This is a genomic window from Flavihumibacter solisilvae (assembly GCF_000814475.1).
In the GTDB taxonomy this organism is placed as follows: Bacteria; Bacteroidota; Bacteroidia; order Chitinophagales; family Chitinophagaceae; genus Flavihumibacter; species Flavihumibacter solisilvae.
Genome location: NZ_JSVC01000017.1, coordinates 20,799 through 34,950 on the forward strand (window position 1 = coordinate 20,799; position 14,152 = coordinate 34,950).

10 protein-coding genes are annotated in these 14,152 nt (G+C 46.8%); 9 read left to right on the top strand and 1 reads right to left on the bottom strand.

Annotated features, from left to right (window positions below; genetic code table 11):
- Window positions 1-86: 86 nt before the first annotated feature.
- From OI18_RS15350 to OI18_RS15380, 7 genes are all read left to right on the top strand, one after another.
- The gene (locus tag OI18_RS15350) at window positions 87-5,345 is read left to right on the top strand and encodes a S8 family serine peptidase (protein ID WP_039141355.1); all 5,259 of its coding nucleotides are present in this window, start codon (window positions 87-89) and stop codon (window positions 5,343-5,345) included.
- 116 nt (window positions 5,346-5,461) lie between these two features.
- Window positions 5,462-5,659, top strand: a complete 198-nt coding sequence (gene rpmI / locus OI18_RS15355; RefSeq protein WP_039141358.1) for a 50S ribosomal protein L35 — start codon at window positions 5,462-5,464, stop codon at window positions 5,657-5,659.
- 33 nt (window positions 5,660-5,692) lie between these two features.
- Window positions 5,693-6,037 carry a 50S ribosomal protein L20 gene (gene rplT, locus OI18_RS15360; RefSeq protein WP_039141360.1) on the top strand — a complete coding sequence of 115 codons (345 nt, stop codon included), beginning with the start codon at window positions 5,693-5,695 and terminating at the stop codon, window positions 6,035-6,037.
- 178 nt (window positions 6,038-6,215) lie between these two features.
- Window positions 6,216-7,616, top strand: coding sequence for a type III PLP-dependent enzyme domain-containing protein (locus tag OI18_RS15365; RefSeq protein ID WP_039141361.1), 1,401 nt, complete (start codon window positions 6,216-6,218; stop codon window positions 7,614-7,616).
- 232 nt (window positions 7,617-7,848) lie between these two features.
- Window positions 7,849-8,703 carry a DUF6089 family protein gene (locus OI18_RS15370; protein ID WP_039141365.1) on the top strand — a complete coding sequence of 285 codons (855 nt, stop codon included), beginning with the start codon at window positions 7,849-7,851 and terminating at the stop codon, window positions 8,701-8,703.
- Between the two features lie 49 nt (window positions 8,704-8,752).
- Complete coding sequence (locus tag OI18_RS15375) at window positions 8,753-10,678, top strand: menaquinone biosynthesis decarboxylase (RefSeq protein ID WP_039141367.1); 1,926 nt, start codon at window positions 8,753-8,755, stop codon at window positions 10,676-10,678.
- Window positions 10,679-10,685: 7 nt separating this feature from the next.
- A complete protein-coding gene (locus OI18_RS15380; protein WP_082037996.1) occupies window positions 10,686-11,576 on the top strand; it encodes a TraB/GumN family protein in 891 nt (296 codons plus the stop codon).
- Between the two features lie 117 nt (window positions 11,577-11,693).
- On the opposite strand, the gene OI18_RS15385 is transcribed toward OI18_RS15380, so the two are convergent.
- A complete protein-coding gene (locus OI18_RS15385; protein ID WP_039141371.1) occupies window positions 11,694-12,110 on the bottom strand; it encodes a nucleoside-diphosphate kinase in 417 nt (138 codons plus the stop codon).
- A gap of 58 nt (window positions 12,111-12,168) precedes the next feature.
- Between OI18_RS15385 and OI18_RS15390 the strand changes: the two genes are divergently transcribed.
- On the top strand, window positions 12,169-13,182 hold the full coding sequence (locus tag OI18_RS15390) for a DHH family phosphoesterase (RefSeq protein ID WP_039141373.1): 1,014 nt from the start codon (window positions 12,169-12,171) through the stop codon (window positions 13,180-13,182).
- Between the two features lie 4 nt (window positions 13,183-13,186).
- Window positions 13,187-14,107 carry an FKBP-type peptidyl-prolyl cis-trans isomerase gene (locus OI18_RS23880; protein ID WP_052273274.1) on the top strand — a complete coding sequence of 307 codons (921 nt, stop codon included), beginning with the start codon at window positions 13,187-13,189 and terminating at the stop codon, window positions 14,105-14,107.
- The last annotated feature ends 45 nt before the right edge of the window (window positions 14,108-14,152 follow it).

Below are 14,152 nucleotides of genomic sequence, written 5' to 3' on the forward strand. Positions count from 1 at the left end.
CCGCCGCATGGCGGGTTTTTTAATGCTGGTTTAGCCGTATAATTCCAGATTTTAATGTGGGTAATATATATTTGAACATTCAAATTATGAACAGCCCCAACAGCTTTGGAAGGGTGGTGCTGAACTTTATCCTGTTATTGCAGCTGATGCAACTGCAGGCCCAAACCACAAATCCTGAACCCGTACGTTTCAAAACTGCCGTGCCATTAAAAGCATTGCAGCTTAATCCTATTGGATCCCTAAACGCCGAACCGCTTAATGCGAGATCACAAGGCGAATCTGTTTATTTGTTTCTTCGCTTCCAGCGCATTCCCGGTTCCGGCCAGCGCAAGGCCCTGCTGGATCGTGGAATCAGGCTTTTAGAATATGTTCCCGAGAATACTTACCTGGCTTCGGTGACCGGATACTGGTCCATCGAGCAACTTCGTTCGGTTGGTATTTCTGCTACCATTCCATTAAACAGGTCTTTTAAGAGAGATGTTGAAGGTTCTCCATCCCATACAGTCATTTCAGCGAAACGTGCAACAACTGCACACCTAACTACTTATCATCTCAAACTTTCAATGACGGACTCTTTCCAGTCAAAAGCGGTTCTTACCCGTGCATTGAAATCGGTTCAGACAGGCTGGAGTATAAGGTCATTCGTTGCACCGCAAATTGTCGAAATAGACTTGTCACCGCAGGCCCTTGAAATATTACTCGATGAGCCATTCGTCCTGTATTCAATGGAAGTGCCGCCATTATTCGCACTGAACAGTGATTCGCGGGATATACATAATAGTGACATCCTTCAGACAGGATCCGCCGATATACCCGCATTAAGTGGGGAAGGAGTAGTGCTGGGTATCGGTGATGCCGGGACCATCTACCATATAGATCACGGGTATAACGGCGAAGGACAGTTGTATAACAGCGATTACCACGCCACCCATGTGGCCGGAACCCTTGCCGGAAAAGGGATCCGTAACCCCGTTAACCGTGGTCATGCATACAAGTCACCATTGTTGGTGGAAAGCTTCAATAACATTATTTATAGAACGCAGGAATACTATACGCAAAAAAGGATGGTGCTGACCAACAACTCATATGGCACCAGCAGTTCCTGTGTACCATATTCAGGTATTTATTCGTCGATGTGTTACCAGGCGGACTTCCAGTTGCTGCAATACCCCAACCTCATGCATGTATTTGCGGCAGGAAACAGCGGGGGACTAACCTGCGGGGACTTCCCACCGGGGTACCGGGCAATTAATAACGCCTACCAGGCGGCGAAAAACGTACTTACAGTCGGCGCTACTTCGAAAGATGGTACCAGCAATCCTTTTTCAAAAGGTCCTGTCCAGGATGGCAGGATCAAACCTGAAATAACCGCGATAGGAGTTGGCGTGATCTCAACTGTTCCCGGGAATAATTATGGCACCAACCAGGGAACCAGTATGTCGAGTCCCCAGGTAACCGGAGCAATGGCTTTGTTGTATGAAAGGTACAGGCAACTTAATAATGGCCAGGATATGCCTGGCGACCTGATAAAAGCGGTTGTCTGCAATACCGCGACAGATATCGGGAATAAAGGTGTCGATTTTGCCAACGGATTCGGATGGCTCAATTCACAGCGCGCCCTGGATTTGATAAACAGGCGTTCATGGTTCCAGGGTAACGTGGAGCAGGATAAGGAACAATCTTTTGAAATTATACTTGAAAGACAGGTGCATGATTTCAGGATCATGTTGTACTGGCATGATCAACCCGCATCATTTTATACTTACCAGAACCTGGTAAATGATCTTGATATTACCGTTGAATTGCCTGATGGGCGTATTTATGAACCCATGGTGCTCGATACCAGCGCGGCAGGGCTGCTGAACCCTGCACAAATGGGCAGGGACCGTATCAATAATATTGAACAGGTGGTAGTTGAAAATGGTCAGCCGGGCAAGTATAAAGTAAAAGTAAAAGGTTATAAGGTTCCATTTGGTCCCCAGGCTTTCCGCGTGGTTTACCATTGGCTTGAGCCAGGGTTGAAATTATTGCAGCCAACAGGAGGGGAGTTATGGAAACCTTCAGAAAAAAGAGGTATTACCTGGACAGATGCCGGTCGTGACGGGGATTCATACGAATTCAGCTATTCGGCAGACAATGGTACCAATTGGACCGCAATTCCTGGAGGTACCAGTTTAGCAAACAGGCAGGAGTGGACAGTTCCCAATATCTATACTACAGAGGGGCGGATCAGGATTAAAAACACGGGAACGGGAGAAGAAAAGATTTCAGGCACATTCAGCATCTTGCCTGAGATCGCATTTACCGTGTCGACGCCTTGTATGGAACGGGTTCAGGTTCGATGGCCTCGTCCAGCTTCGATCGACTCATTTGCCGTGCTGCGATATTTGAACGGGAAATATAATGTGGAAGCCATTACCAAAGACACATTCGCCCTTGTATCCGGCCTGGTGCGTGGACCTGATTACTGGTTCACAGTGCAACCCATCAAGAATGGGGTAACAGGTGAACGCAGTGTGGCGCGGGTTATTAAAACGTCAACCTCAGCATGTGCTGTCACCGGCCTGAACGGTGATCTTGCGATCCTGGCCCTGCCCTCACCGGTTTCCGGAAGGCAGTTCACCACAACTCAGATTTCAGGTCAGCAACAGGTATCTGTTCAGCTTCGGAATAACGGCGCTGTTTCATTCAATGATTCCATTTTCCTGGACCTCTTTAGAAATGGTGCCCTGGTTGGAAAGGATACATTACGCAGGACTTTTACCGCTCGCAGCCAGTTTGAGTGGAAAACAAAAATATTCCAGGCGCTTGAACCCGGTGAGGAAGCGTTACTGACAGTTTCTGTTTCAAAAAAGAATGATAATGTTGACAGCAACAATACCATCAGCTTTCTATGGCGAAATCTTGCGAATCCTCCTATCGCAATACCCTATACGCAGAACTTTGATCAGATAGTGGATACTGCTTATGGACGTTTGGGTTTCTGGGGCGTGAAAGGTGCAAGTGAGTGGGATATAAATCAACAAACGCCGCCGGTGCAGGTGACAGCAAAAAAAGAGAATGGAATTGCCGGTTTATTCCAATCAACCAATGTCAGGGGACAAAAAGCTGAGTTCATCGGAACGTTCAATCTGTCGGCTGTTGATCCTGACAGCATCTTGTATATGGATGTAAAAACGAACATGGGCAGCATGGTCCAGGTTGCCGTACGCGGAAACGATAGTACCGCAAATTGGATCCCACTCGGATTCACAGAGAATATTCCATTATACCTTTTCCTGATGTATTCGAGACAGGAAGCAGGACCCGGTTTCCAGGTCAGGTTACAATACAGTAACCTTGCGCCGGGGGAAGAAAATTGCCTGCTATCCGGGATAAGTTTTTACCGGAAACCTGCAGATGTAATGCTCGCGGACGCCGTTATGGACAAGGCGACTGTAACTGGTGGTGACAGTGTGGTGTTTATTCTCACCCCTGCCAACAACCTGAATGAAACAGTGAAGGATGTAAATGTAGGATTGAGCTTTTCAGATGGCAGGACAACCATCCACCGGTTAGATTCACTTGCCGCGTGGGATGCACAGGAAGTGCGCCTGGTAGTAAGTACCGAAGGATGGACCGAACACTTAAACACGGTTAAGGCTTGGGTAAGCGCACCAATGGACGATTATCATGGAGACGATTCGTTACTGCTTGGAGATATTGCCTATTCGCCCCGCGTGATGCAGTTTCCCTACCTGCAGGGATTTGAACAGGGTACCGGTGGATGGTATGCATCGCCTTTGCTCGCACTTGCATCGCAACTGGATAGCGCAAACAATCCATTTAAGCCGGCAAACGGAAAAGAGTTCTGGGGAGTCCGAAGATCGATCAGCAATGGCGAGTTTGTGGAAACGGCAAATACACATGGATTGGTAAGCCCGGTGTTTGAAACGGAGAAGCTCGATTCGCCCCACATTTCGATGAGCCTGAACAGGCAGCTCTGCACCGGCATGGATTCTGTCTACATCCTGGTTTCACCGGATACGGGCAGGAGTTGGCTGCCATATTTCCCGTTAAACAACACTACAAACTGGTACGATGCCAATGGTGGCGGTTATCCATGGATCGGATGTGTAAACAACGGATGGCAGGTGGTTTCAACCCCGCTACCTAAAGGGTGGCCCACAGTGCAGGTGATGATCATGACGATTCCGGTAAATCCGGGCTGGAATGAAGGTCCGCGGCCAGTTTCAGGAGTGCTGGTAGACGATATTCACATTTTTGATTACCAAAACCCTGTTTTTGAAGGCAACGTGGGATGGCAGTTATCCGGCACAACATTGGCCAATGACTGGACACCCCTGGTTTCGGGTAATCAGATTGCGGCCGCGATAAGCGGTAACCCGGGGCAGCCATTCGGGTTTACCGTAAATATGTTGTCACCAGGCTCAACTTTCAAGGGCAACCCAGTTTTGAATAAGAGTTATGTTTTTAACAGTAGTAATTCCTCTGCTTCGGGAACCGCAAGGCTGTATTTCACACACCGTGAAGCTATGGCGTTACTGCGGGCAAATATTTGCGATACCTGCCATTCCGCAATTACTCCATACGATTTTTCAGTTTTCCGGTATAAAGGAAAAAGCCGGACAGTGAATGGGACGCTGGCTGATAACCTGGCGGGTTCGGACGAAGTATGGACGCCCGAATCATTTGACCTGGTACCTTATGCATCGGGATATTATGCGGAAGTCCCGGTTACAGCCTACGGTGAGTTTTATATAGGGCTTGACCGGAATAGAGGTGGGTTTGAGTTTACAGCAACGAAGCAAACTGGTGCTGAAGCCGTCTACCTTGACTGGTCTGTATCCGATGCTGCTGGCGTTGCCATGTATTATATCGAAAGGGCTGTAGCTGCCGATGGTCAGCCACTTATGTTTGAAGAGATCGGAAGCCAGAAGTCGGAAAACGGGAAAGCGGGCTATCGCTTGCGGGATCAGCGAATTGTCACTGGTAAAACCTACCACTATCGTTTGCGGATTGTTTCTTTCAATGGTGATGTGACATTTTCGGCCATCCGTACGATAAGTTTTGCGGCTGAGATCCGGGTTATCGCTTATCCCAACCCCTCACTCTCAGGTCAGTTCCAGCTTGGGCTGGAAAATTTGCAGGGAAAAGCCGTGGATCTGCGACTGTTTGACCAGGCGGGAAGATTTGTCTGGGGACGGAAAGTGGATGCAGCCAGCCAGCGCCAGGAATTGACAGTGCCGACAGGCGGATCCAGGTTGTCAGCAGGGGTGTATTTGCTTCAAATTGAATCGGAAGGGCAAAAAAAGACGATCCGGTTGGTAGTTTCGGGAAACTGACATACCTTTGCGCTCCTTAAATTATCGAAAAGAAGTTTAGGGATTGCCCAAACGGCTCCATAAGTTCCCGCCTGTGCGGGGCGCCAGCAGGGCGTAACTATTGATAGTTATCAAAAATGCCAAAGGTTAAAACCAATTCAAGCGCGAAGAAGCGCTTCAAGGTGACCGCTACCGGTAAGATCACTCACCAGAAATCGTTCAAGCGTCACATCCTCACCAAGAAGTCAACCAAACGTAAACGAGCATTGCGCAAAGACGGCGTAGTTGCGGAAGCAAACATGCATTTCGTAAAACGCCTCCTGGGTCTTAAGTAATTCATTTCAAAACAACTTAAACTTATTTAGCATATGCCACGTTCAGTTAATGCCGTTGCTTCAAGGGCACGCAGAAAAAGAATCTTAAAACAGGCTAAAGGTTACTATGGCAAACGTAAAAACGTTTACACAGTAGCGAAGAATATTGTTGAAAAGGGTATGACCTACAGCTATGTAGGCCGTAAACTGAAAAAGCGCGAATACCGTGCGCTCTGGATCGCCCGTATCAACGCAGCAGTTCGCGAAGAAGGTCTGACATACTCCGTTTTCATTCACAAACTGAATGAGAAGGGAATCGGTCTGGATCGTAAAGTCCTGGCAGATCTGGCCATGAACAATCCTGCTTCTTTCAAAGCACTGGTTGCTTCAGTAAAATAATGACAACTACTGAAGGAAATATATATAGCCGGCCCCCATTTGTGGGCCGGCTTTTATTTTGATTTAAGTGTTGAAGCAGCGTCAAAATTCTTTGGCCTTAATTTCATGATTTTCTTATAGGTTTGTAAGATTTTATAAGATTATATAGCATCACCCAACTAACCACGTGTACAAATAGATGAACAATACGTACTACGACCTGGTAGACCAAACCTTCAATTTCCCACAGGAAGGTTTTGAGGTAAAAGACGGTTACCTTCAGTTTAATGGCCTGAACATAAAGGCACTGATCGACAAGTATGGAACCCCGATGAAGCTGACCTATTTACCTAAGATAGGAATGCAGATCAACAAGGCGAAACAGATGTTTGCCAATGCTTTTAAAAAGCACAAGTATGAGGGCGAATATTTCTACTGTTATTGTACAAAAAGCTCGCATTTCTCATTTGTAGTGGAAGAGGCCCTCAAGCACAACATCCACCTGGAGACTTCCTACGCATATGACATCGAGATCATCAAAAAGCTGTATGCGAAGAAGAAGATCAACAAAGAAACATTTATCATCTGTAACGGTTTCAAGCAGAAGCCCTATACCAAACGGATTGCGGGCCTGATTAACAACGGGTTTAAAAATGTAATCCCGGTACTCGACAATGTGAACGAACTGGACGACTACCGGAAATCCGTTCGTGCGCCTTTCAAACTCGGGATCCGTGTGGCTGCAGAAGAAGAACCAAGTTTTCCCTTCTATACATCACGACTGGGTATCAGGGCGAAAGATATACTCGAATTTTACGTAGACCAGATCGAAGGTTATGAGAATAAGTTCCAGCTTAAAATGCTGCACATCTTTCTCAACAAAGGTATTAAGGATGACATCTATTACTGGTCTGAGCTCAATAAGGTAATCAACCTTTACTGCCAGCTCAAGAAGATCTGCCCGGAACTTGATTCAATCAATATAGGTGGCGGATTCCCCATCAAGCATTCGCTTGGTTTTGAATATGACTACCAGTTCATGATCAACGAGATCGTTGGAAACATCAAAAGTGCATGTAAGAAAGCACGTGTACCTATGCCGAATATTTATACGGAATTCGGCTCGTACACTGTAGGTGAGAGCATGGCGCACATTTATTCTGTTATTGCACAGAAAACACAGAACGAAAGGGAGATCTGGTACATGATCGATTCATCATTCATTACCACCCTACCGGACACCTGGGGAATAGGTGAGCGATTCCTGCTTTTGCCAGTAAACAAATGGGATGAGGAGTACCAACGGGTTGTATTGGGTGGCATCACCTGCGACAGCCACGATTATTATGACTCCGAAGAGCACATCAATGAAGTATTCCTGCCAAAGGTGAATGGTGGTGTAGAGCCTCTATACCTCGGATTTTTTCACACTGGAGCCTACCAGGACCAGATCAGTGGCTATGGAGGCATAAAACACTGTATGATTCCCTCACCCAAACATATAATCGTGGGGCATGACAAGAACGGGAAACTGGTTGACTGGGTATATGCCAAAGAGCAGACAGCGCAGAGCATGCTGAAAATCCTTGGCTACCACTAACCGGGAAGCGAAATAGTTAATGAAAAGGCGGTCCTGGATACAGGGCCGCTTTAACTTTTTTATATGGTGGGAAATTGCTATTTTGATAATATTACCACATTTCGTCACCACTCCGGGGAATAAGTACTTATAATCTACTTCTACGCACAATAGCAAATAGGGCAAATATTCATCATACAGCTATGAAACACTTTGGCTTATTCTTTGCGTACCTTACACCAACAAAACGACTATGAGAAGGATTATTCTTCTGTCCCTGGCATTACTCCCTGTAACAGTGATGGCTCAACGCTGGCACATTACAGGATTTGGCGGCGTTTCGAACTACCAGGGCGACCTTCAGGAAAAAAGGCTTACCACACAACAGTCGCACGGTTCTTTTGGTCTTGGTGCACAATATGATTTCAGCGCGAGGTTTTCCGTGCGCGGCGGTTTTGTTTACGGACGAATCAGTGGCGATGATAAGGTGAATAATGACGAATTATTAAGACAGAGAAATCTCAACTTTTCTTCTCAATTGCTCGAAGGAAACTTACTGGCTGAATTCAGGCTTTTTGACCTTGATGAAAAATGGTTTACCCCATACGTCTTTGCAGGGATCGGGGTATTTGGATACGATCCGTATACATTTGATACAGCTGGACATAAAATTTACCTGCAGCCGCTTGGTACGGAAGGGCAGGGGCTGGATGCATATCCCGACCGTAAGCTATATAGCCGCGTGCAGGTGGCGTTACCGTTTGGTGCAGGAATCAAGTTCAGGGTTACAGAAAGGGTGACTCTCGGCTATGAAATTGGCCTGAGAAAAACATTTACGGATTACCTGGATGACCTTAGTACAACTTATGTGGATGAGGCGACCCTTCTCGCCGGCAGTGGAGCAAAAGCAGTGGAACTTGCCTTCCGTGGTGACGAATTAAAAGATGTCACACTTGCTTACCCTGAAGATGGAACCATCCGGGGCGGCGATAAAGTAAAAGACTGGTATTATTTCCAGGGAATCACCATAGGATTCAGGCTCTTTAATTCTTCCGGCCAGGAAGGAAGAATCCGTTCGGGAAGACAACTGGATTGTCCGAGGTTTTAAACAAGCATCCGCTAGTTCTGTTTTACATTTGTATTACAGAATCAGCATTATGGCATACAAAAACCAGCAGGAATTTATAGCAGCATTGGAAAAGGCGGGAGAACTGATCCGTATCACTTCTTATGTTGACCCTCACCTCGAAATAGCAGAAATTACAGATCGTATCAGCAAATCAGGCAATGGTGGAAAAGCATTGCTGTTTGAGAATACCGGCTATGCATTTCCCGTTCTCATGAATGCCTACGGCAGTGAGAAAAGAATGTGCATGGCATTGGGAGTAGAGAAACTGGATGACGTTTCGCGCGAAATTGAATCTCTTTTCAAAATGCTTACGCGACCGAAGGAAAGTATCCTTGACAAACTTAACATGTTGCCGAAGCTTGGTCAGTTTGCCAGCTGGATGCCCAAGGTACGAAGCGGTCGCGGCGAATGCCAGGAGATCATCCAGCGCGAGCCGGACATCACAAAATTACCTGTGATCACCTGTTGGCCCAAAGATGGCGGCCCGTTTGTAACCCTGCCTATTATCCACACCAAGGATCCAAATACCATGATCCGGAATGTAGGCATGTACAGGATGCAGGTTTTCGGTCCTGCTTTAACGGGAATGCACTGGCACAAGCACAAGGTTAGTGCGAAACACTTTGCCGAATACAAAAAAGCAGGAAAGCGCATGCCCGTTGCCGTGGCACTCGGCGGCGACCCCGTATATGCCTACTCCGCAACTGCACCGCTACCGGAAAATGTAGACGAATACATGCTCGCAGGTTTTTTGCGCAAGAAAAAAGTCGAACTGGTAAAATGTATCACGCAGCCTGACATTGAAGTGCCGGCCGATGCCGATTTTATCATTGAAGGATATGTTGAACCGTCAGATGAACTGATTTGGGAAGGCCCATTCGGTGACCACACGGGTTATTACTCCCTGCCTGACTGGTATCCCCGCTTTCACATCACCTGTATAACCCATAGAAAAAATCCCGTTTACCCTGCAACTATCGTTGGAATTCCGCCACAGGAAGATGCCTGGCTGGGTAAGGCTACTGAACGGATTTTCCTCGCACCGATTAAAATGACGATGGTCCCGGAGATCATTGACATGGACATGCCGGTGGAAGGCGTATTTCACAACCTGGTCATTACCCAGATCCGGAAAGATTATGCGGGCCAGGGACAAAAGGTAATGAATGCCATGTGGGGTGCGGGACAAATGATGTTTAACAAGATCCTGGTACTGGCAGATGAAGGAGTACGTATACAGGATTATGAATCACTGGCCAGGTACGTTTTCCACAACCTGGATGTTGCCAATGATGTAGTGTTCAGCACAGGACCGATGGATGTGCTGGATCACAGCTGCAGTAAGATGGGATTCGGTGGAAAGATGTTCATAGATGGATCAGCAAAGCTTGAAGAGGAGAAAGATGAAGCCAATCACTTTTCCGGACAGCCGGCTATCAATTTAGTTGAAGCGGATTTTTCCGGCTTCCCTGAAATTTCAAATGTAAACCTCTCGCTTCTCAGTAAAGAGATTCCCTGCATCATCATCGCGGTTAACAAAGACAGGGCTGGACATGTACGCAAGCTGCACCAGCAGGTTTGCCGTTCAGTACCCGGAATGGAAGGGGTGAAGATGGCACTTTATGTGGAGCATACTGTTGATCCCGGCAATTTACCGGTGGCCCTGTGGCGATTTTGTAACAACCTCGATCCGAAACGTGACCAGTTTCTCTTCAGTATGCCTTCCCGTTCAGAAAAAGGGAAGAACTTTAACTGCCTGGGACTGGACGGTACTATTAAAACGAAAGAGTTCGATAATTTCCATCGTGACTGGCCAAATATTATTGTAGCGGCCGATGAAACTATTGAAGCGGTTGATAATAAATGGGGAAACCTTGGACTGGGGCCTCTTATTCCATCACCCTCCCTATCATTTAAGGAACAGGTCTATGGCAATGAAGCTGTAGTGCAATAAATAATTTATGCGATTATACCTTACTGTTATAGTACTGACTTTTTGCTGCGGACTTAGTGCACAGCAACCAGACGAGTCCCACAGTTTATTGTGGGAAATTACTGGCAAGGGGCTAAAGCAGCCTTCTTACCTGTTTGGAACCATGCACATCCTTTGTGCGGAAGATGCGCAGTTGAGTGACAGCCTGCAATTCAGTATTGAACAGTCGGGACTGGTTTATTTTGAGGTGGACATGGATAACACAGCAGAATTGCTTGGGATTTTCAAGCACATCAGGATGAACAACAATAAAAAGCTCAGTGATCTGCTGACGACAGCAGAGTACCAGCGGGTGCAAAGGTATTTCATGGAGAACCGTTCAATTTTGCCACTGAGCATGATGGAAAGATTCAAGCCATACTTTATTGCCGCCATGCTGAGCGAATCGAAAATGCCTTGTGAAACCAGGAATGGCATGGAGGAAGTTATTATGAGGTTTGTAAAGAAGCAGCAGAAAGAAATACTTGGATTGGAAACGATCGCATTCCAGGCAAGTGTGTTTGACAGTATTCCCTATGAGGAACAGGCGAAGGAACTGCTAAAGGCTATCGACAGTGCAGGTAAGCAGGATACTATGACGGTGAAAATGCTTGAAGTGTACCGGCAGCAGGACCTTGAAGCAATTGAAAAACTGACACAGCAGGAGGATGGAGGCGTTGGTGCCTATCTTGATCTCTTCCTTTTCGGACGTAACGCAAAGTGGATTCCCGTTATTGACAGTGCTGTTCAGCACGGTACAGTACTGGTTGCGGTGGGGGCGGCACATTTGCCGGGAGAGAAAGGTGTGATTGCCTTGCTGCGACGATCAGGTTATACACTCCGGCCCATGAGGCATGAAGTCAATCGAAAGACCTTATAAGTTTTTCGGGTATAGGCGAGATTCAAAATTGAAGAACAAAAGTGCGTTCAACTGCGATATAATCGTAGCGCGACGCACTTTTGCCTTTGAAGTTGTGTTTTGAACTTCAGGTTATAGTTAGATTCTTTCCAGGGAGCTGAAGAAGAAATCGCCTTCGATAAGTGCGTTCTCATCGCTGTCGCTTCCATGTACAGCGTTCTCACCAACGGATGCAGCAAACTGTTTGCGGATAGTACCTTCGTCTGCTTTAGCCGGATCGGTTGCGCCGATCAGGGTGCGGAATGAGTTTACAGCATTTTCCTTTTCGAGAATGGCAGCAATAACCGGTCCGCTGCTCATGAATTCTACCAATTCACCATAGAAAGGACGCTCCTTGTGAACGGCATAGAATTCTCCCGCCTTGGTTTCACTTAACCGGGTCATTTTTAAAGCCACAATACGGTACCCTTCCTTGATAATACGGTCAAGAATGGCGCCTGCATGCCCGCTTTTCATGGCATCGGGTTTAATCATTGTAAATGTTCTGTTGCTCATATACTTGCTGTTTGGGGCGCAAAGGTATTCAAATTTTACTACATTTGCCACCGCCTTTATGCAGCCTATTCAACATATCTTCCCCCAGCTGGGTATTCCCAGGAAAGTGATCATTACCACCCATCAGAAACCTGATCCGGATGCCATGGGGTCATCCCTCGGCCTCTATCATCTGCTGGTGCGGCTTGGCCACAACGTTACCGTTATATCGCCTACAAACTGGGCCAACTTCCTTGACTGGATGCCAGGTTGTGAAAAAGTACTCAACTACGAGATTACACGGGAAAAATCAGAAGCGCTTATACGTGCCGCCGACTGGATCTTTTGCCTGGATTTCAATACGCTTATCCGGACTAAAAGCCTCGCACCAGTTATTAAGAAAGCGACAGCTACTAAAATACTTATCGACCACCACCAGGAGCCCGATGTGGACACCTTTGATTACGGTATCAGCATTACTGCTAAAAGCAGCACCTGCGAAATGGTGTATGATTTTATCAACGACAGCGGTCATGGCCATGATATCTGCGTCGATATGGCAGCCTGCCTTTATGCCGGGCTGATAGGAGATACCGGGTCATTCCGCTTTCCATCAGCTTCCGCAAACGTGCATAAAATGGCTGCGCGGTTAAAAGAAACTGGCATGAATCATACTAAGGTTCATGAGAATATATATGATAATTTCCTTGAAAACAGGCTGCGGTTTATCGGGCATGTACTGAGTAACAGGATGGAAGTTTTCTATGAATTCAATACTGCGTTGATATTCGTACCCAAATCTGACCTTCTTAAATATGACATTAAGACGGGTGATACAGAGGGACTGGTGAATTATCCCCTCAGTATCCAGGGCATAAAAATGGCTGCAATAGTTATTGATCGCGATGAGGAAAGAAAATGGAGCTTCCGGAGTAAAGGTAATGTGGATGTCAATACCTTTGCCCGTCGCTATTTTGAGGGTGGTGGCCACTTCAACGCAGCTGGTGGGCGCAGTAGTGCTTCACTGGAGGAAACGGTCCGCACTTTCCGTAAAGTATTAAAAGAAAACGCATCAGAATTTCAACTGGTATAAACAAATGACAAAGTCCACTTTATTTTCAACAGCAATTGCTGCCATCATGATGGCCGCCTGTGGTAGTGCCGACTACAGCAAGACCCCAAGCGGCATAACTTACAAAATAGTAGAAAAAGGCAGCGGCCCCCAGGTAAAACTCGGTCAGTTCCTCAAAGTTCACTATACGCAGAAAGTCAACGATTCTATCCTTGGAACCTCTCATGGAGGCGTACCTGCTTTTGCCCGGGTTGACAGTGTGGGTGCGGTTTATAACCCCGCAGAGGTTTTCCGGTTCGTTCACAAGGGTGACAGTGTTGTTGTGGTTCAGGAAGTGGACAGCTTGCTGAAGCAGAACCCGATGGGACTTCCTCCCTTCATGAAAAAAGGTGATAAACTGTACCTGACCTTCAGGGTTGTGGATGTACTGGAAAATGAGCAGCAGGTTCAGCAGGAGCAACAAAAGGAAATGGCTGGCCAGGAAGGTCGCGACCAGGCGGCACTCGATGCTTACCTGAAAAAGAACAACATCAAAGCTGAAAAGGTGGGTAAGGGAACTTATGTTTCTGTTCAAACTCCCGGCGAAGGTGTTGCAGCGGATTCAGGAAAATATGTGTCTGTTAAATACCGCGGTAAATTATTGTCTGGAAAAGAGTTCGAATCAACCATGGAGCCCGGAAAGGATCCTATAGGTTTTGTGCTCGGTCAGGGACAGGTAATTCCAGGCTGGGATGAGGGTCTGAAGAAATTTGCAAAAGGCGGAAAGGGAACTTTGTATATTCCAGGATTCCTGGCGTACGGAATGCGTCCTGGACCCGGCGGACAGCAGAACGAAGCCCTGGTCTTCGATATTGAAATGGTGGATATAGCTGATAAGGCACCGGAAGCTAAACAGAATCCAATGATGAAACCTGTGGATTCCGTGAGGGCACACCCGTCACACTAAGAGATTTACTAGTTTTACATACACACATGAGAAGAGCCGCTGGCA